Annotated in this window: 17 protein-coding genes; 4 read left to right on the forward strand and 13 right to left on the reverse strand. The window is 38.9% G+C overall.

What is annotated here, in order from left to right; genetic code table 11:
* Window positions 1-237: 237 nt before the first annotated feature.
* On the forward strand, window positions 238-2,751 hold the full coding sequence (gene secA, locus MLOOGBEN_RS01975) for a preprotein translocase subunit SecA (RefSeq protein ID WP_179156574.1): 2,514 nt from the start codon (window positions 238-240) through the stop codon (window positions 2,749-2,751).
* Between the two features lie 39 nt (window positions 2,752-2,790).
* On the opposite strand, the gene MLOOGBEN_RS01980 is transcribed toward secA, so the two are convergent.
* Window positions 2,791-3,402, reverse strand: a complete 612-nt coding sequence (locus tag MLOOGBEN_RS01980) for a hypothetical protein (protein ID WP_179156575.1) — start codon at window positions 3,400-3,402, stop codon at window positions 2,791-2,793.
* Between the two features lie 654 nt (window positions 3,403-4,056).
* Window positions 4,057-6,009, reverse strand: a complete 1,953-nt coding sequence (locus MLOOGBEN_RS01985; protein ID WP_179156576.1) for a tetratricopeptide repeat protein — start codon at window positions 6,007-6,009, stop codon at window positions 4,057-4,059.
* Between the two features lie 188 nt (window positions 6,010-6,197).
* On the opposite strand from MLOOGBEN_RS01985, the gene MLOOGBEN_RS01990 reads away from it, so the two are divergent.
* Window positions 6,198-6,833, forward strand: a complete 636-nt coding sequence (locus MLOOGBEN_RS01990) for a transglutaminase domain-containing protein (protein ID WP_179156577.1) — start codon at window positions 6,198-6,200, stop codon at window positions 6,831-6,833.
* Between the two features lie 44 nt (window positions 6,834-6,877).
* Here the strand turns inward: MLOOGBEN_RS01990 and MLOOGBEN_RS01995 are convergent, their stop codons facing one another.
* From MLOOGBEN_RS01995 to MLOOGBEN_RS02030, 8 genes are all read right to left on the reverse strand, one after another.
* On the reverse strand, window positions 6,878-8,032 hold the full coding sequence (locus MLOOGBEN_RS01995) for a DUF5667 domain-containing protein (RefSeq protein ID WP_179156578.1): 1,155 nt from the start codon (window positions 8,030-8,032) through the stop codon (window positions 6,878-6,880).
* Between the two features lie 214 nt (window positions 8,033-8,246).
* Window positions 8,247-8,615, reverse strand: coding sequence for a cytochrome-c oxidase (locus MLOOGBEN_RS02000; RefSeq protein WP_179156579.1), 369 nt, complete (start codon window positions 8,613-8,615; stop codon window positions 8,247-8,249).
* A 187-nt stretch (window positions 8,616-8,802) separates the two neighbouring features.
* Window positions 8,803-9,351 (reverse strand): ribosome hibernation-promoting factor, HPF/YfiA family, encoded by a 549-nt coding sequence (hpf, locus tag MLOOGBEN_RS02005; protein WP_179156580.1) that lies wholly within the window; start codon window positions 9,349-9,351, stop codon window positions 8,803-8,805.
* A gap of 255 nt (window positions 9,352-9,606) precedes the next feature.
* Window positions 9,607-10,323 carry a ComF family protein gene (locus MLOOGBEN_RS02010; protein ID WP_179156581.1) on the reverse strand — a complete coding sequence of 239 codons (717 nt, stop codon included), beginning with the start codon at window positions 10,321-10,323 and terminating at the stop codon, window positions 9,607-9,609.
* Complete coding sequence (locus tag MLOOGBEN_RS02015; RefSeq protein WP_179156582.1) at window positions 10,320-11,804, reverse strand: ATP-dependent helicase ComFA; 1,485 nt, start codon at window positions 11,802-11,804, stop codon at window positions 10,320-10,322. Before MLOOGBEN_RS02015 ends, MLOOGBEN_RS02010 begins: the two co-directional genes overlap by 4 nt.
* Before the next feature lie 182 nt (window positions 11,805-11,986).
* Window positions 11,987-12,826, reverse strand: a complete 840-nt coding sequence (locus MLOOGBEN_RS02020; RefSeq protein ID WP_179156583.1) for a DegV family protein — start codon at window positions 12,824-12,826, stop codon at window positions 11,987-11,989.
* Between the two features lie 107 nt (window positions 12,827-12,933).
* Window positions 12,934-13,614, reverse strand: a complete 681-nt coding sequence (locus tag MLOOGBEN_RS02025) for a response regulator (protein ID WP_179156860.1) — start codon at window positions 13,612-13,614, stop codon at window positions 12,934-12,936.
* A 46-nt stretch (window positions 13,615-13,660) separates the two neighbouring features.
* Window positions 13,661-14,806 carry a sensor histidine kinase gene (locus MLOOGBEN_RS02030; RefSeq protein WP_179156584.1) on the reverse strand — a complete coding sequence of 382 codons (1,146 nt, stop codon included), beginning with the start codon at window positions 14,804-14,806 and terminating at the stop codon, window positions 13,661-13,663.
* Between the two features lie 258 nt (window positions 14,807-15,064).
* Here MLOOGBEN_RS02030 and MLOOGBEN_RS02035 point away from each other — a divergent pair, with 258 nt between their 5' ends.
* Window positions 15,065-15,700: a YigZ family protein gene (locus MLOOGBEN_RS02035; RefSeq protein WP_179156585.1), complete on the forward strand. Its 636-nt coding sequence runs from the start codon at window positions 15,065-15,067 to the stop codon at window positions 15,698-15,700.
* Window positions 15,701-15,796: 96 nt separating this feature from the next.
* Window positions 15,797-16,843, forward strand: a complete 1,047-nt coding sequence (locus tag MLOOGBEN_RS02040; protein ID WP_179156586.1) for an LCP family protein — start codon at window positions 15,797-15,799, stop codon at window positions 16,841-16,843.
* 43 nt (window positions 16,844-16,886) lie between these two features.
* On the opposite strand, the gene MLOOGBEN_RS02045 is transcribed toward MLOOGBEN_RS02040, so the two are convergent.
* The 3 genes from MLOOGBEN_RS02045 to MLOOGBEN_RS02055 form a co-directional block, all read right to left on the reverse strand.
* Entirely contained in the window at window positions 16,887-17,549 is a 663-nt protein-coding gene (locus MLOOGBEN_RS02045; protein ID WP_179156587.1) for a hypothetical protein, read from the reverse strand.
* Window positions 17,546-19,006, reverse strand: coding sequence for an O-antigen ligase family protein (locus MLOOGBEN_RS02050; RefSeq protein ID WP_179156588.1), 1,461 nt, complete (start codon window positions 19,004-19,006; stop codon window positions 17,546-17,548). The genes MLOOGBEN_RS02045 and MLOOGBEN_RS02050 overlap by 4 nt, the downstream gene beginning before the upstream one ends.
* An 86-nt stretch (window positions 19,007-19,092) precedes the next feature.
* A complete protein-coding gene (locus tag MLOOGBEN_RS02055) occupies window positions 19,093-20,208 on the reverse strand; it encodes a DegT/DnrJ/EryC1/StrS family aminotransferase (RefSeq protein ID WP_179156589.1) in 1,116 nt (371 codons plus the stop codon).
* Between the last annotated feature and the right edge of the window lie 17 nt (window positions 20,209-20,225).

Consider the following 20,225-nt stretch of genomic DNA (forward strand, 5'->3'; position numbering starts at 1 on the left):
TGAATTACGGTTGCATACAAATATTAGACAATTTTGAAATAGGAGATTTTAGTGAACTGCTAGGTTTCGAAGATTCACTTTTTTGTAAATATGGCTAAAACGGTAACAATGTTGTCACTCTAAAATGGAAGTGGTAAGATATAAAGGATATTTATCGTGTATTTTGATAGGATTTTCTTAAACTTAAAGCGAATTTTCTTAGTAGGATAAATCAGATATAAAGGAGCGTTTCATCATATGATGGGGATTTTAAATAAAGTGTTCGACCTCAATAAGCGCGAGCTGAAACGGCTGGACAAAATGGCGAAACAAATTGACGTACTAGCTGCTGAAACGGAAAACCTTAGCGACGAACAGCTCCGTGAGAAAACAGAAGAGTTTAAGCTTCGCTATCAAAAAGGTGAATCACTAGATGATTTACTCGTAGAAGCCTTTGCAGTCGTACGTGAAGGTGCCCGCCGGGTGCTCGGCTTATATCCGTACCATGTTCAGTTAATGGGAGGGATTTCTCTCCACGAGGGGAATATCTCGGAGATGAAGACTGGTGAAGGTAAAACGTTAACCGCTACTATGCCGGTTTATTTGAATGCCCTTTCTGGAAAAGGTGTCCACGTTGTTACAGTCAACGAATACTTGGCAAGCCGTGACGCCAACGAAATGGGACAACTTTATCAATTTCTAGGACTAACGGTTGGTTTAAACTTAAACAGCATGTCTAAGGAAGAAAAACAGGAAGCCTATGCCTGTGACATTACATATGGTACAAACAATGAGTTTGGCTTCGATTATTTGCGCGATAACATGGTCTTATATAAGGAACAAAAAGTACAGAAGCCACTTTTTTATGCGGTTATTGACGAGGTTGACTCCATTTTAATCGATGAAGCGCGTACCCCATTGATTATCTCAGGGTCTGCTCAAAAGTCGGCAGTTCTTTATATTCAAGCAAATGCATTTGTTCGAACACTGACAAAAGATACGGATTATACCTATGATGAGAAAACAAAAGGCGTAATGCTGACTGAGGAAGGAATCAGTAAATCAGAGCGTGCTTTTGGAATAGAGAATCTTTTTGATATGTCACATGTTACGTTGAATCATCATATTAACCAGGCCCTGAAGGCAAATGTCAGCATGCACCTTGATATTGACTATGTTGTTCAAGATGGTGAAATCATCATCGTTGACCAGTTTACCGGTCGTTTAATGAAGGGCCGCCGCTATAGTGAAGGTTTACATCAGGCAATTGAAGCAAAAGAAGGTTTGGAAGTTCAAAACGAAAGTATGACAATGGCTACGATCACCTTCCAAAACTATTTTAGAATGTACGAAAAGCTTGCAGGTATGACGGGTACGGCGAAAACGGAAGAAGAAGAATTCCGTAACATTTATAATATGAATGTTATTGTGATTCCGACCAATAGACCGATCGCACGTGATGATCGTCCCGATTTAATTTATTCCTCTATGGATGGTAAATTCCGTGCTGTTGTCGAGGATATTGCTGAACGCAATCAAAAGGGTCAGCCTGTTCTTGTTGGTACGGTAGCAATCGAAACATCTGAACTGATCTCGAAGTACTTGTCGAAAAAAGGGGTCAAGCATAATGTCTTGAACGCGAAAAATCATGAACGCGAAGCTGAAATTATTGCTGAAGCAGGTCATAAAGGCTCTGTAACGATCGCAACCAACATGGCAGGACGTGGTACGGACATCAAGCTTGGTGAAGGTGTTATTGACTTAGGCGGTCTTGCCGTTATAGGAACAGAGCGTCACGAAAGCCGACGGATTGATAACCAGCTGCGTGGACGTTCCGGACGTCAAGGAGACCCTGGGGTAACCCAGTTCTACTTATCGATGGAGGATGAACTAATGCGCCGCTTTGGTTCAGACAACATGAAAGCGATGATGGAAAAACTGGGTATGGATGATTCTCAGCCTATTCAAAGTAAGATGGTCTCTAGAGCCGTTGAATCTGCACAAAAACGTGTTGAGGGCAATAACTTCGATGCCCGTAAACAGCTTTTACAATATGATGATGTGCTTCGCCAGCAGCGTGAAATCATTTATACACAGCGTGACGAAGTGTTAGAATCAGAAAACCTGCGTGAAATTGTAGAAAAAATGATTCTTTCAACGATCCAGCGAAATGTCGATGCCCATGCGAATAAGCATGAGGATGAAGAAGAATGGAATTTGCAGGGTATTATCGATTTTGTAAATGCAAACCTGCTTCATGAAGGTGACATTACAGTAGAGCAATTACACGGTAAGGATCCAGAGGAAATAAGCGAAGCTATTTTTGCGAAGGTGAAGGAACGTTACAGCGAAAAAGAACAAATTCTTTCTCCAGAGCAAATGCGCGAATTTGAAAAAGTCGTTACGCTGCGTGCGGTTGATAGCAAATGGATCGACCACATCGATGCAATGGACCAGCTTCGTCAAGGTATTCATTTACGTGCTTATGGACAGATTGATCCGCTTCGCGAATACCAGCATGAAGGCTTCGCGATGTTTGAGGCGATGATTCTCTCGATTGAAGATGAAGCTTCTATGTATATCATGAAGGCTGAAATCAGAAATAATCTTGAGCGTCAAGAAGTCGCAAAAGGTCAGGCAGTTAATCCGAAGGAAGACGGAGAAGCCGTGAAGAAAAAACCAAAAGTAAACCAAATCGACATTGGCCGCAATGATCAATGTTATTGTGGAAGCGGGAAGAAATATAAAAACTGCCATGGAGCAGGGAAATAAGTTAAGTTGGAGGGTCGGCAAATTGCCGACCCTCTTCCTTTAATTTCTTTTTCTAAAACGAATGACTCCGAAAAGTATGATTGACAAAACTACTAATACTGACAGTAAAGTCTGCAATGGAAATGTATGTTTTTCTTCTATCTGAATTTTATCATTACTTACCTCCTGATTTATTTCTTCCGTAACGGATTCTTTAGGTTCCTCTTTCAGGTAGTTATCGTAAAAGGTTCTAATTTTTTCTACAGGATGTATAACCTGCCCATTGTTAATTTGAATCATTCCATTTGGTCCGCCCACTGGTGTTAGAAAGTTTGGGTCCTTTTTTTCTAAAAAAAGCAGCATCTCTCCGCCTTGCTGTTGGAATTCATCTACCCAGCCATTGTCGAAATTATCGATTCCCGCCGTAATGGTGGATGGTATGTTTTCACCTTTGTAAACCTTTATTACCTCAAACTTAATACCATCAAATATGGATTGCCCTCCTCCTGGGACAGGCTTGCTTGAAAAGTCGTATTTTCCTAGTACTACAACCTCAGCTCTACTAACAACTTCTTGCGGTTCTAGGACCACCCAGCTTGTCGCCTCGACTTGAATACTTCCAATTGAAAAACTTGTTAAAAATAAAACAATACAAAAAATAATCCTTTGCATTCCCCTTCCCCCCATGTAATTCGAATCGTCACTCTATAACTTCTTTGAACTATTTACTGTGTTTGTATTTCTCCTCTTCTTTATCCAACATCTTACTTCCATATTTCGGCATCATTTTAAAATAACCTCTTTTAGTACGGGGATAACTTGGGTTATTTTCAGTTTTGGGCCACTATGAAGCTCCTATAGTTACCGTAATTCCTATCCATATGTATTCGGTCGCTAAGAACCCTTTAGTTACCCAAAAGCTTTTGGTAATTAGGTTTTCTGTCGCTCCAGTTTTTCTGCATTGACCCAAAATACATTTCCAATTAGCTTTCGGTCACTCCAGCTCCTCTGCATTGACCCAAAACACTTTTCCAATCGAACTTCGGTCACTCCAGCAGTTCTGCATTGACCCAAATCCCTTTTCCAATCAACCTACGGTCACTCCAGTACCTCTGCATTGACCCAAATCCCTTTTCCAATCAACATACGGTCACTCCAGCAGCTCTGCATTGACCCAAATCCCTTTTCCAATCAAACTTCGGTCACTCCAGCACCTCTGCATTGACCCAAATCCCTTTTCCAATCAAACTTCGGTCACTCCAGCCACAACTTAATTGAGCCCTTCCTATTCCACCTAAAAAAAATCGAGAGGATTCCCCCTCTCGACTAATGCTTCTTCAGCCACTCCTGTAAACCATCTATCTTCTCCCATAAGGGAAGATGCTCGTCCGCATAGATGATTGCTTCGTTTTCATCTCCCCAGCCGTGATGGTCGGGAAGATACATAGGAATATGTCTTTTTCCTGTAAGGTATGGAACTACATAACCGTTTTCCTTCTTTGCATCCTTTAACATCTTAACAGCTTTTGCACTAAAACCATTTTTATATAATTCGAGTAAAAGCTTATTATATAGTCCATGTGCTGCTGACTCTTCATACTGTTCCAACAACTTTTCTGCTTTTACCAAATTACCTGTTTCCAAATAAACAGGAAACAACCTATATCGAATACCTTGGTTATCATTTGGATTAAGTTCAAGGAGTTCTTCGCATTCTCTTATAGCCACTATCTCTAGTTCCAATTCATAAAGAGTTTCTGCATAATTTGCTTTGGCACGCATGTAAGGTCTTGTTTCAAGCAGCCCCCAAAAATGACCTTTGTTTTCCTTGAAAAACGCTTTTCCAAGCTCCTTTTTCCCAATTTCCATTCCTTTTTTAGATAGCACCATAGCTTCTTCAGGGGTTGATGCATTTTCTGCAAGAATAACATAAGCATCAACACAGTTCGAATCTAAGTTTAGAGCTTCTTCTGCAAGTTTATAACGTTTGGCACCTTTTACTTCCATTGCGTCATATATCAACTGCTGGGCACGTTCTTTGTTCGTTTTCGGTTCTCTTCTAGGACCCGGATTCAATAACTTCTTATTCAAAAATTCATTTATTTCATCGACTGATTCAAAATTACCACCTTGGATTTCCGCCAATACTTCCTGCATGGCTTGTTCCGTCGGCATTGGTCCCTGCAGCGAATGGAATGGCATCGCAGCTACTTGGTTTTCACTTTCTTCTTCATATGACATTTCAATAATGGTTCTAATATCTTCCTCTAATTCATCATCCAATTCAGCATATGTAGAAGAAAGGGAGCCAACAGATACACCATACAATTTAGCGGCTTCCTTTTGCGTTATCGGGGAAACCATATGATTAAACAACGTGAGTAAATAATGCATAGAGGCCGCATATAGATTCGGCTTTCTAATATTTTTTTGCTTTTTCTCACAAAATTTAAACCAAAGTATAATTCCTATATCTAGCGTTGAGGGCGTTTCATCTAATGATTCCAGGTTTATCTTTAATAGCTCTGCCACTTCCTTGAATATTGGCTTCTGCCACTCCAAACTATCAATATCCACCATACCGCCAACCATAGTTAGGTCTTTCATTATCTCCATAAAAAAACCAGTTAAAAACTCCTGCCGTGAATGATAATCAGCCTCTCTACTTTTTTGTTCTATAAAGCCAATTGCTTGATTGACTGGTAATTCCGGCAAATCAAACGGCGCTGGGAAAAAGACATACTTTTGATCAAATGGCAGAAGGAATCCGATAAAGAAGGATCCTGCTTTAAATGGTTTTTGTGTATTTGTTAAAATTGCCTCAAATTTTTCAGAGGAAAATCCATCTGCCACTATAAGTGAATTATTATCAACACTTACGATTTCACCTGCAATTGTTCTCGCTTCGGTCCAGGACTGAAGGATCTGTTTTAATTTTGGACGTTTAATTTTCCCAACCTCTGATGAAATAAAGTGTTCTAAAATGGTTTCCCCATCTTCCAATGTGGTAAACAGTGAAAACCAGATCGTGAAAACAAATTCATAAAACTGGCGCTCGTCCTCTTCAATATCAAAGTAATCTTGATATTCCTCAAAGCCCTTAAATATTTCCACTTCAAAATGATTAAGAGCAAAGTGAAGCAGTTTCTTTTGCAAGTCATCAATTTCACTTTCAATAACATGTGTAATCGACACAGCTTCCTTAGCGCCACAACACTTTTTATACTTTTTGCCACTCCCGCATGGACAAGGTTCATTCCGACCAATTGCTTCTGTCATCAGCTCTCGCCCTCTCTTCCTCTATGTATAGATATCCTTAATTAAATAGTACCATTTTTGACAGATTAGTAGCGATTATACATAAATATATCATTATTCGAGCTTTTAATTTGAATTATTAGAAAATTAAAATTATTATTAGTTTTATACTTGATTTTTAGTATTTAAACGGAAGGAGGATTAGAGGGTTGAGAAAAGTTTTTTTGCTTCTATTTATGATTGTCGTTGCATTAGGGGTTTTACCGACTACAATTAATCTCGTGGGACCTCTAACCTCAAAGATAAGTGTGGTTAGAACCGATATCAATCCGTACCGGAATGCATTTGCCAACACCTTGATTGAGCTTGCTGAGGAAAGTCCATTCCTGCTGCCTAGTAAGCCCATTCAGAGCGAGGACCCTCAAATCATAGATCTTGCGAAAAATTTAACTGCAGGAAAGAATAGTACTTCGGAACAATCAAGAGCAATCTTCACTTGGGTCGCACAAAATATTACCTATGATGTTGATACTTTAATCAGTGACGAATATTTTTATCTGGATCATCCCGACGCCCTTGAGGTGCTTAATTCTAAATTGGCAATGTGCATGGGATACTCAAGACTGAACGCTGCCCTGCATCGTGCAGTTGGAATTGAAGCAAAAGTGGTTTTTGGGGAGGGTCATGCTTGGAATGAAATAAAGATAAACGGAAAATGGCAGACACAGGACCCAACCTTTGCAGCAGGATTTTTAAACGAAGGTTCCGTGACCTTCATCAAAGCGTATTCTCCTCTTTATTTTTCAAAAACTGATGTAAAGAAGGAAGGAGAATATGATTGGTAAGGCAAAACAAAAAGTGCACCTCGTCTGGTGCACCTTTTGGTAAATTAATTGTTTCCTTTTTCTTTAGCTTCTTGCTGTTTCTCTTCAGCCTTTTTAACTGCTTCTTGTTGTTTCTCTTCAGCCTTTTTAGCTGCTTCCTGCTGTTTTTCTTCAGCCTTTTTCGCGGCTTCCTGCTGTTTTTCTTGAGCTTTTCTAGCTGCCTCTTGCTGTTTCTCTTCAGCCTTTTTCGCGGCTTCCTGCTGTTTTTGCTCGCTTACTTTTGTTGCTTCAGCTGTTGCATTTTCTACTTCATTGTTAACTTCCTCAACATCAGTTGCTTCTTCTTCTTCGATTTTCTGCTCTTTCTTACTTAACTCTTCTTCAAGCTTTGACTGTTCAAGAGAAGCTTCTTCTTCTGAGATTTGTCCATCAGATAGTTTTTCTTCGATATCTTTCATTTTCTCTGCAAATTTAGCATCTGCTTCTGCCAGTTTAGTAAACTTCTTATCTAGCTTTGCAAATGATTTTTGAATATTTTTCATAATGGCTTGTTGAGCCTTTGGATTTTCTACCTTTTTCAGAACTATCAATAATGAATCAATATTATGAGCCAGTTTGCTGTCTACTGCTGTTACTTCATTCTCAGCTTCTTCAGAAACAGCTTCCTCTGTTCCTTCTTCCGTTTCAGGTAATGTTTCTTCAGCAAGCACTTGAGTAGAAATAGCTTCTTTTAATAGCGATTCTGCTTCTTCAACATTTCCTTCAGCAATTAACGCATTGGCTTCTGAAATACGCTCACTAGCATATTCTGCTAACAGCTTTGCCTCTTCAAAATCATTAAATGTAAAGGCAAGACGAACTTTTTCCGCCATTATTTTAACAAAATAAAAGAAATCACCAGGTACTAATGATGGAGCTTCCTCTTCTAACACTTCCTCAGCTTCCAGGTCAATTACTTCAGGATTATCCACTGCTTCTTCGCTATCGGTTTCATCATTCACTACTTCCTCACCTGCAGATTCTTCAGAAGTTACCTCTTCAACAGCTTCATCACTAGGAGTTACTTCGGTATTTGTTCCCTCAACTTCTACTTGCACTTGTTCATTTGTTGTATCCGTTTCAGCTTCTTGTGAACTATCTCCATTTGCTAATGCCTGTCCTGCACCTAGTGAAAAAATAAGTGTTGTTGCAATCATGCCACTTATTAATTTGTTTTTCATGTTGAATCTCCTCCTAATATAAATATCTACTAAAAATTACGCCATTACTTAGCAATTTTTGTGGGCTTCTGTTAATAAAGTTTATCTTTTTTTTCATAAGATTAATATAGTAAATATATTTCCATTTCTTTAACAGGTACAAAAAAAATGCACACATGATTTCATAAGAGAAATCATGTGTGCATTTTTGGTGAAATTTATCAAAATTATACCCTTAATCTTTTCCCACATATTTAAAGACATTAACCATAAATAAAATAACGCCAACCACGACAACAATTGACCCGATGATGGTTGGTGGAAGTGCTCCGCTAACCCCCAATATTTGAAGCGTAATCCCGCCTAACATGACCGGTACCCCAATATTGTGTAACCAGAATTGAATTTTCGCCAGTTTTGAATTCGCTGCATTTGGATAAAAGTGATAAATAAGTCCAAACAAAGCCATACTTATCCAGCCAAGTAAATTAACATGTGCATGAACGGATGTAAATCGGAAGTCATGAATAATTCCCATTATCAGACCAGCAAGAACGCCAATCGTAAAATAAACAACAGCAATTTTTAAATACGCTTTTCCCACTTTGTTCCTACCTCCTACGCTTTAAATTTTGTAACTATTATACTATATTTCAATTAAGCACCAATATTACTATTTACATTGTAAAAAACCTCCTATTAGTTTAGGAGGAAATAGGAATATTTTATGATTTTTTCATAAGTACAAAAAAACGCAGACCGGAGAATCCGGAGCTGCGTTTTGCTGCTTATTAATGTGTTTCAATTAAGCCATAACGCCCATCTTTACGCTTGTAAACTACGTTTGTACGGTTAGTATCAGCATTGTTGAATACGTAGAAGCTGTGTCCTAACAGGTTCATTTGTAGAATCGCTTCTTCACTGTCCATAGGCTTAAGGTCGAAGCGCTTCGTACGAACTAGTTCTAAATCATCTTCATCCAGCTCTTGGACTTCTGTGTTTTCGGAAGTTGCAAACGTAACTGGGAAATCACCTTTTTCACGGAATTTACGATTAACCTTTGTTTTATGCTTACGGATTTGACGCTCAAGCTTGTCTGAAATTAAGTCAATGCCAGCATACATATCCACATTCGTTTCTTCTGCACGAAGAACTAGGTTTGGCAGGGGAATGGTTACCTCTACTTTAGAAGTTTTATCTTGATTGAATCTTAAATTCACATGTACCTTTGCTTCAGGTGCTTCTGTGAAATATCGTTCCAATTTAGAAATTTTCTTCTCAACATACTCTCTAATTGCTGGAGTTACCTCAATGTTTTCACCACGAACGTTATAATTCATCTGTGGACTCCTCCTTTATATTCCTATGTAGATACATTTCTATTTTACCCTATGATTATCCTGCTAAATCAGAACAATAATTTTGTCGAAATTTTGACAAAAACACAGGGGAAATAGTGACAACCATTTTCTATACATATAAAGCTTTTTATATTTCTTACACCTTAAGTCTATTATCAATTGGGACAAAATACCACCTTTATGTCTTACAATAGCCAACAAAAGTGTAAAAATAATGAACAATCCAAATAAAGCTCATCGTGCGAGCGTTAAGGATTGTATCCTAAACGCTCCCGATTCTTTTAATAGCTTTGCAGCATGCCTAAGAGTGGAACCTGTAGTATAAATATCATCGATTAGTAGTATATTTTTACCTTTTATTTCAACCTGTGGATTAATCTTAAAAACCTGTGGAATATGAATTCGCTCCGATCGTGACTTTTTTGATTGTTTTTCCGCGTGTATGCGCGTAAGGGGCTTGGCGGGGGTTAATCCTGACTCTATAATCAGTGCCTCTGCTTGATTAAATCCGCGCTCATATAGCCGCTCATCACTTAATGGAATAGGAACAAGTAAATCTGGCTGTATCTTTTTCAAGAATCCCTTTACACTATCAGCAAATACTTTTGCCAATACATAATCACCGCGGAATTTATAGTTTGCCATTACTTCCTTAAAAAAATCGTTATAGAGAAAAATAGAATGATTTTCATGAAGATATCCACGCCATTCACAGTCCTCCTCCCAACGTACGCAGTCATGACACAAATCACCACGGCGAAACTTATCTTCTAAAAATTGAAACGGCCGGCTGCACAGCTTACATTTTTCTCCTTCCACTCTTTCGAATTTATCCTCACAGGTTGAACAGATAATGAGTTCTTTTTCTTCTGAGAAAATCGCGGTCCATCCAATAACAGGTTTGATTTTCTCATAACAAATAAGACATTGCGCTTCGGGGAATATTTTCATGAATCAATTAGCCCCTTTCTGATTCCTTCTTGGTTCATCGCTGTAATTTGTTTTCTCGCCTTGATCATTTCCTCTGTTTTTCCATAATGGAAAAATGTCACGACACCTTTGGGATAATCCTTGCTCCTTCCCGCTCTCCCAGCAATTTGTACCAAAGCACTTTCTGCAAATATGTTATCCTCTGCACCAATAACAGCCACATCAATATTTGGAAAGGTAACGCCTCGTTCTAAAATCGTTGTGGTCAGTAACAGGGGGATTTCTTTGTTACGCATTTTTTGAACCTTTTCTTTACGGTCTGGGTCCTCGGCATGAACAGCCTCAATTTCGGGAGCTAACTTTCTTAGTATGGGGAGAGCCTTCTCCATAAGGGCAATATGAGGAAAAAAGAGTAACGCCTGCTTATTATGTTGAAGTCGTTCTTTTATCCAGTGGAGGATATTTGCTGGAAGCTTGTCTTTTTTCAATTGCTTTTGCCAGTTGCCACACCAGGTAAAGTGAGGAACAGGCACTGGATGACGATGGAACCTTGCTGGGATCGTGGTGAATGCTCGTTTTCCTGTTCGGCACTCTCTTTGCCATTTTTCATTTGGGGTCGCTGTTAAGTAAATCATTGCCGACTCCGGTTTTCTTGCCTGTAATGCGGCATATTGAAGCGATTCCTCCACTGTATAAGGAAAGGCGTCGACTTCATCTAATACAACCGTATCAAAGGCGTGGTAAAAACGGAGTAGCTGGTGGGTAGTCGCAATCGTAAGCGGTGCGTAAAGATGGCGGTCCTCACTCCCTCCATAGAGGGAAGCAACCGTAATTCCTGGAAAGGCAGCTTTCAGTCTGGGCGTCAGTTCAAGGACAACATCGGTTCGTGGCGTAGCGATACACACTCTTTTTTTGGCAGCAAGGGCGGATTCAACTCCTTCAAAAAGAACTTCCGTTTTCCCTGCCCCGCAAACTGCCCAAACGAGCAGCTCTTTATTGGAATCCACCGCTTTAACTACCTGGTTGGATGCTGCTTGCTGACCCTCCGATAACTTCCCTTTCCACTCTAGAATTTTTTTCGGCAAATGGTGCTCTGGAGCTGGTCCATTCCAGCCAAGTAAAGGTGTACAAGCGCTGATTCTCCCCATCATCAAGCATTTACGGCAATAATGGCAGATTTCACCGCACCGCGAGCAGGGAAACTGGGCAAACCAATTCTCTTCCTTGTTGCCGCATCGAGAACAAGCAGGATGATTTCTGCTGTATTCCAGTCCCTTTCGGTAGGTAACATAACCATTTTCATAATGTTTTTGGATTTCTTCGAGTGGAAATGGGAGGTCGTCCAGTAAGAGTTGTTTGCCTGTAAGAAGGAGTTGTAGCTCTGGGTTGAAGGAAAAGTTTGGATTTAAAGATGGCTGAGGAATGGTTTGGATTTTGGAGATTGGCAGGGAGTTTTCTCCTATTTGAGGAACCAAATATTCATCTTTTATGTAAAAACGCATTGGAACAACACCCCTTCACAGTTGATGGTCGATTCGGTTTTTGGTTTTATTATTAAACAATAAATGATCACTCCTTTTTTCTGTAACATTCTACAAGATGCGCCAAAATCCCTGCTAGATGTCGTATGATATTTTTAAACAGAGAAAGAGCCAGGCTCTTGCCTAGCTCCCAAAACAATAATCTATTTTTTCATCCACCCAAGACCCATGGCACCTTCTCCTAGGTGAGTGCCAATGACGGGGCCGAAGTGGCTGAACGAGAATTCTACATTTGGATACAAGCTTTCAAGCTCAGATTGCCATTCAAGACCCTCTTCCTTGCGGTTGGCATGGATAATAACGGCTTGATAAGGCTCACCTGAAGCAGCATCTTCTCCCAACAGGTCGACAATCCGTTTCATTGCTTTTTTCCGTGTGCGTATTTTTTCAAAGGGAACAATGACTTTATCCTCAAAGTGAAGTAGCGGTTTCACTTGCAGGAGGCTGCCAATAATCGCTTGGGCACTTGATAGACGTCCGCCCCGCTGTAGATGAGACAAATCGTCCACCATAAAATAGGCACGTGCCGTTTTTTTCAATTCCTCAAGTCGTAACACAATCATCTCTGCCTCGACGCCGTCCTGAGCCATTTTGGCCGCTTCAATCGCATATAACCCCTGTGGCATGCAGCTAACCTCCGTATCAAATGGATACACCTTGAGATTTTCCACCATCGTACTAGCTGTGACTGCTCCAGCAAATGTGCCGCTGATCCCACTTGAGAGGTGGATGCTAATGACAGCGTCATAGTCTTTAGACAATGTTTCAAACAACTCTACAAACTGGCCGATTGGAGGCTGTGAGGTGGTTGGGAGTTCTTTCTCCTTCACTTGTTGATAAAATTGTCCTGCCGTAATGTCTACTTCCTCCTGATAGGCCACATTGCCAAAGATGACATTCAGCGGGATCATATGTATATTCCATTTATCGCGTATTTCTTTTGGTATGTATGCTGTACTATCCGTAACAACAGCCGTTTTCATATTGAAACCATCCTTAAAGTATGTTTTGTTCTATTCTATCTGAAAAAGTATAAAAAAAACAGAGGGCACGCCCATTTGAAAGAGCGTGCCCTCATGTATCTCTTCAATTAACGAACTTCAACCCAGCCGTTTTTAATCGCCGTAACAACCGCTTGTGTACGGTCATTAACATTCATTTTTTGTAAAATGTTACTCACGTGGTTTTTTACCGTTTTTTCACTGATAAATAAAGCTTCCCCAATTCCGCGGTTACTCTTTCCGTCAGCCAGCATTTGCAGTACTTCACATTCGCGGCGGGTAAGCAGATGTAACGGACGACGCAGTTCTAGTGTTTGAACAAAAGCACCGCCGCCTGAACGTCCAGCTGTCAGCTTGCGGTATTCATTTACTAAGTTATGAGTTACCTTTGGATGTAAGTAGCATCCGCCCTCAGCCACAACACGGACGGCTTCAATCAATGCGTCAGCATCCATTTCCTTTAGCAAATACCCTCTTGCACCAGTTTGAAGGGCATGAGTAACATAGTTTTCATCATCATGTATAGATAAGATAATAATTTTAGTTTCTGGAAATTTTTCTGATAATTCACGAGTAGCCTCAATCCCGTTCATCTGAGGCATATTAATATCCATAATCACAACATCCGGTTTATAAGCATTAACAATGGTTACCGCGTCACTTCCGTCATCACCCTCGGCAACAACCTGGAATGCCTTTTCGAATTCAAGAATTCGTTTAACCCCTTCTCTAAATAGCTGATGGTCGTCGATAATCGCAATCTTAGTCATCATTTATTTCCCCTCCTGCTCCGCATAAAATCATTTTATTTTTGTTTTAAGCCGTTATTGGAACTACGATAAAAACGGAAGTTCCTTTTCCAATTTTAGATTCAACCGTAATACTTCCTTCAAGAAGCTCTACCCGTTCTCTCATACCAATGATGCCAAATGACTCGGGCTTTTTTTGGGTGGTATCAAAACCTGTCCCATTATCCTTAATTAGAACGGTTAGGTCATTCCTTGTCATTTCGAGCCTTACTTTTATTTCACAGGCATTTGCATGCTTTAATGCATTTTGCACAGATTCTTGAATCAAACGAAATAGTGCCACTTCATATTTCACTGGAAGCCTGCGTTCTAAACCAATGTTAGTTAATTCAATTTTCGACTTATTATGATATTCTTCGATGGTTTGCAGATATTTTCTGAGGGTCGGAATTAGGCCTAAATCATCAAGTGCCATCGGACGAAGGTCATAGATAATTCTTCGAACCTCATAGAGAGCAGCACGGACCATTTTTTTGAAGCTGCCAATCTCCTTAAAGGCTTCCTCAGGACCTTGCTCACGATAAACACGATCCACTAAATCAGATCTCATAATCACATTGGCAAGCATTTGTGCAGGACCGTCGTGAATATCTCTTGAAAGTCTTTTTCTCTCTTCCTCTTGTGCCTCGATAATTTTCAAACCAAAGTCCTGTTTTGCCTTTGCATTCTGTAATTCTTCACCCATAAGCTTTAAGTCACTCATCAGATAATTCATCACTACCGATATCTGCGAAATAAGCTGGTCGGCACGGTCTATCGTTTCATCGAGCCCCAATAGCCTGCGCTCGAGGTCTGCTCGCTTATCCAGCAGCTGTTTTTTATATTGCCAATTAATGGAAATGTCCATTTGCAGCTGATGCGCTTTTTCATAAGCATCCCTGACCTCAGCTTCAGAATAGGCTTTAAAGTTCATGCTAAGCTCTGATAGTGTTAACCTCGCCTTAAGCACCTGCTCTTCAAGGCGTTCTTCTTCTGCATTCAGTTTCACCATCATCTCTTTAATGGTTCTTAGTTCATTTGTCATATCATCGTAATCTTTTCTGCATTGCTCACTTATTTGAAAGATATCGCTTTTACTGCTTGTGACAGTTTCAATCATCTCTTCACGGATTTCATCAATTGATTTCACATTAATCTTCTGAATCTTCGCCATGCTCTCCTCCAGAGACCTTTTTTCTAGTTTAACGCTTATTGGAATATTTTACTATATCTATGCATTAAACAAGAAATTTTCCCAACTTTATAGTTCATAAGTAGTATAATGTTTGATAGCTAAACTACTATTTTAAAAAATAGATTTTACACCATTGGAACATTATTTATTATACCACGGGAAAATTACTTCTATATTAAAGTTATATTACACCAATGTTTTTTTTATTATCTAAAAAAAAGTGATGGAGGGAGAACTATGTTATCTCGGTATTATACTGTTAAAAAGGAAGCATGCGAACATGAAATAAATATTCAAAAATCACGATTTATTGCCCATATCAAAAGAGCCGAAACGGAGGCTGAAGCCCAGGAATTTATCCAAACACTTAAGAAAAAATATTGGGACGCCACCCATAATTGTTCTGCTTATATCATTGGTGAACATGACCAAATCCAAAAAGCCAATGATGACGGTGAGCCTAGTGGAACGGCAGGTGTACCCATTCTTGAGGTGCTGAAAAAAAAGAAACTGAAAGATACCGTGGTCGTCATTACCCGATACTTTGGAGGGATTAAATTAGGGGCTGGCGGCCTGATTCGTGCGTACGGTAAGGCGACTTCAGAAGGCTTAAATACTGGCGGTATTGTCGAAAGAAGGCTTGTTCAAATCGTTCATGTGACTGTGGACTATACCTGGATTGGGAAAATAGAAAAGGAACTTAGGGCTTCAGAATATATGATAAAGAACATTCACTACTTAGAAAATGTTATCTTTGACATTTATGTAAATGAAGACCAAATCAAGAACTTTATTGATTGGATAAAAGACTTAACGAATGCTCAATCTAAAATCAATCAAGGAGAAAAACTATATATAGAAAATGATGTGTAATTTGTCGAAATATATACAAAAACCTCTTAAAAAAATTCAGTATATACATTATAATTAATAGTTGCACGGTTAACTCAATTTGAAAGAGGATGAATGATGGTTGACAATAATAAAATCGCTCTAACTAGAAGTAAACATAAAAAAACAAAAAAACGAAGAATGAAAACTTTGATTTCGCTTCTAATAATTATTGTTCTTGCAGCACTTGGATATGCAGGATATATAGCTTATTACGCGTACGATGCTGTAGATAATTCATATACACAAATTGAAGGTCGTGAAGAAAAATCCGAATTGAGGGAGGCACCGGTTTATGTATCAACCGATCCTTTTTCGGTTTTGTTATTAGGGGTAGAAAATTATACAGATGAGAATGACCAGGGCAGAACGGATACCATTATGGTCGCCACCTTTAACCCAGAGCTTCAATCCATGAAGCTGGTAAGTATTCCGAGGGATACGCTCGTTAAAATTCCTGGCTATAGAAATAAAGATAAAATAAATCATTCTTTTGCTGATGGCGGGAAAGAGCTAGTCATTGAAACAGTGGAGGACTTTTTAGATATACCAATTGATTATTATGTAACAGTAAATTTTGAAGGCTTTAAAAATATTGTCGACATCGTTGACGGTGTTACCGTTGATGTGCCATTTGATTTTGATGATATAAATAGTAAATGGGAAAGATTTTACTTCTATGAAGGTGAGCAAACATTAAATGGTGAAGAAGCCTTGGTGTATGCCAGAATGAGGATGAAAGATCCTCGTGGAGATTTTGGAAGAAATGATAGACAAAAACAAATTGTTTCTGCATTAATTGACCAGCTATCAGCACCAAAGACTCTTTTACGAATCGATAAAATATCTGAGGCTATAGGAAATAATGTTGAAACCAATATGCGAGTAAAAGAAGCATTGGCATTTAGGAAAAAATACCCTGATTTTAATTCGTCTGATATCCAAACACTTCAAATTACAGGATACGATGATGACGGACGCGTATATTACTTTATTCCGGATGAGGAAAACTTAGATGAAATTAAGTCAACTTTAATGACCCATTTGGAAATCCAAACACAAACTGCGGATCCTTCTAATGGGACTACTGAAAATAAAAAAACCGCCGCAACCGAAACACCGTAGCATAAGAAAGGGGCAAACCAATTAAATGGTTTAGCCCCCTTTTTTAACGGTATTCTCTAAATAATTCTGGTGTCACTAAAATGACCACATTTAACATTATACCTAAAATGATCCCAAATAACGCTCTTTTTAATGGATTGTTATAGGTAGCTACAGCATCCCCAGTTTCTAGTAATTCCGTTTCTTGATAGTTGATATTATTAAGGTCAAAGTAGACCTGAGCATATTCTGGGTCATCTTGCTCAATTGTATCAAGTATAGCTAGGCTTTCTTCCTGATTCTTAATCTTTTCTAGATATTGCTCATTTCTAATCATTTCATAACCAAGTGATATAACATGAAGCGTGGATTCTACTTCCTTTTTGTCTATTCCAGTATATTGAAACTTCAATGATCTTTTTGCAGTTGGCGCTGGTGAGGTAACCACTAAACGTGACTTAACATCAGCAAAGTTAAACTCTCCATTTGTTAATGTCTTTATTTTTTTTAAATTTTTATCCTTTTTAAGTTCAAACTCTATCTCTGCGGGATCCGCCAGCCACTCATTATTGAAATTGCCAATATTGAAAGAGGCAGTAGCTGTATAGGTTGTCGGCTTTTTTGATTCTAAGTAATAAGAAACTGCTCCTGTTACTAACGGAATAATAATTAATAAGAGCAGCAGTTTTTTTGCCCGTTTAGCAATCTGGTTTAAGATACTAATCATGTTGGTCCTCCCGGTGGAATTTCTAGGTAATAAAAATTTACATAGGCAGTAACAAAGGCGATAAAAATCCAATTGTAATTTAAGGCGATAAACGAATTAGGACTGATACTTGCAAATACAAAGGCGATCATTCCACATAATAAGGCTTCACTTATTAGTAGATGATTTAATTGATGCTGCCTTTTCCAGATTCGATATAATCCAAGAAATAAAAATCCAAAATAGATAAGATATCCAATAAAAATAAAAACTCCATATTGGACAAAGATTTCCGCCCACCAATTGTGAACATTGTAATTTTTAAACGTTTCGAATACCTGAACATTTTTCATGTAGTATTCAACGTTTCCTGGTCCAACCCCTAAGCCGAAGGTATTTTCAATATAGACCTTCGCGTTATTCAGTAAGTGCTCCCGAATATCAACAGAGGATGTATGATTTGCTTCCGGAGTGATCAAACTCGTGAATTGAACCTGTAAAAGATTCCAAGCAGCCATCACTCTATCGAATTGCGTATAGACCACTACTGGTGCTATAAGCAGACCAACATAAAGTAAGCTTATCTTATCTCTTTTACGAAGTAAGAAAATAAACCAGAATACACAGCCTAAAAACAATCCAATATAATTAGCACGCGATTCGGTAATCAAAATAAGGAACACTGCTCCCAAAAATCCGCCGATTCCTACCAATTGAAAAATTAATCTTTTCCCATTTTTCATTAAGGAGAGAAAGAAGAATGCGGTAATGGCTAGATAGCTGGCAAAATCATTTTCATTCACAAAAACAGACGTCGGTATCCCCTGTTGATAGGAATAGGCATGATTTATACGAGAAATCGATAGGTGTATTTGAAGAAAGTGATTGATAAAACCAATCATAATTAACAATAAGCCCATCACAATCCAAATCGAAAAAAACTCAAGATAGTTTTCTTCTTTTTTGAGAATAAATGTCGCGAAGAAGATAACCAAAATACTCGTAATTAAGGTGATTACTTCCTTTATCGCCGCCGTTAACTCTATTGACCAGCTTAATGCCAATACACTATATGCAATCCAAAACAGCAGGAATAAATACAAATAAGGCAAATGAAAATGCCCTTTCAACGATAAGTCTTTTCTTAGCCATTTCACTAGCATTACAAAAGTAAGCAGGACAAGTACAATTCGAAAGGGAAAAAGCACGATTGGACCCGCACTTACCGTAAAGAAGGCGGAGCCTAAAAAAGAAGTGGCAAGCATTACACTTAATAAGAAATGCTGCAGGGTTAGCTTTTTCCAAAAGGATTGTCGATAGTAAACAAACAGCAATAAACCCACACTGCAAGCGATAAAAGCGGCTAATATAAGAGTTAACGATACCCCTGACAGATACGACATTGATAGCCAGCAAAGCATGGCTGCCGCCAAAATGCCTAGAATGAATTGCGGTATCTTTGATTGTAACGTAATCATTTAGCTCCTCCTATAAAAGGGAAAGGCTGTTGAAAGCAACAGCCTTTTTATCAAGTCTATTTCAACAGCAAGACTATAAGAAATCCTTAATTCTTTTGATAAAATTCACGTATTTTTTCAACCACATATTGTTGTTGTTCAGTTTTTAGTTCAGGGAACATCGGTAAAGAGATGGCTTCTAAAGCTGCCTTTTCTGTTTCAGGCAGATCTCCTTCTTTGTATCCAAGCTCTGCAAACACTGGCTGCAGGTGAAGTGGCTTTGGATAATAAACCATCGTTGCTACGCCTTGTTCTTTTAAGTAAGCTTGAAGCTCATCTCGCTTTTGAACACGAATTGTGTATTGATGGTATACATGATGATTGAATTCTTCTTGGTAAGGTGTGACCACATGTTCACCAACCAATTCCTGAAGCAGCTGAGTGTAGGTTCGCGCCTTTTGGATTCTTTTTTCGCTCCAGTCATTTAAATGCGGGAATTTCACATTTAAAATGGCAGCCTGAAGCTCATCAAGACGGCTGTTATAACCAAGCACATGGTGATAATATTTTGGCTTGCTACCGTGGACCCGCAAAACTCTAATTTTCTCAGCAATTTCATCATCGCTGGAAATGATCATCCCAGCATCGCCATATGCACCAAGGTTCTTGGTTGGAAAGAAGCTGTAACATGCAGCAGTTGCTAATTCCCCAACCTTTTTATCCTTATATAGCGCTCCAATTGCCTGTGCAGCATCTTCGATAATATATAAATTATGTTTATTAGCAATCGCCTTTATAGCGTCCATATCGGCCATCTGACCATATAAGTGAACAGGAATAATCGCTTTTGTTTTAGGAGTAATGGCTTTTTCAATAGCATTTGGAGCGATATTGAAAGTCTTAGGATCAATATCCACAAAAACGGGAACTGCACCCATTCTTGCTACCGCACCAGCTGTTGCAAAGAATGTAAAGGAAGGAACAATGACTTCATCTCCTGGTTTAACATCGCAGCCTAGAAGGGCAATATTTAGCGCATCACTTCCATTTGCTACTCCTATACCATGCTTAGAATTGCTATATTCGGCAACATCTTTTTCAAGTTTTTTTACATTATCACCAAGGATAAAATGGGCATTCGACATGACGTCGTCTAAAGCAGGAATAATTTGAGCCTTTAATTCTTGATACTGTTCGGTTAAATCGAGCATAGGTACTTTCATTGTTCATTCTCTCCTTA

The organism is Bacillus sp. EB106-08-02-XG196 (assembly GCF_013396335.1).
GTDB lineage: Bacteria > Bacillota > Bacilli > Bacillales > Cytobacillaceae > Neobacillus.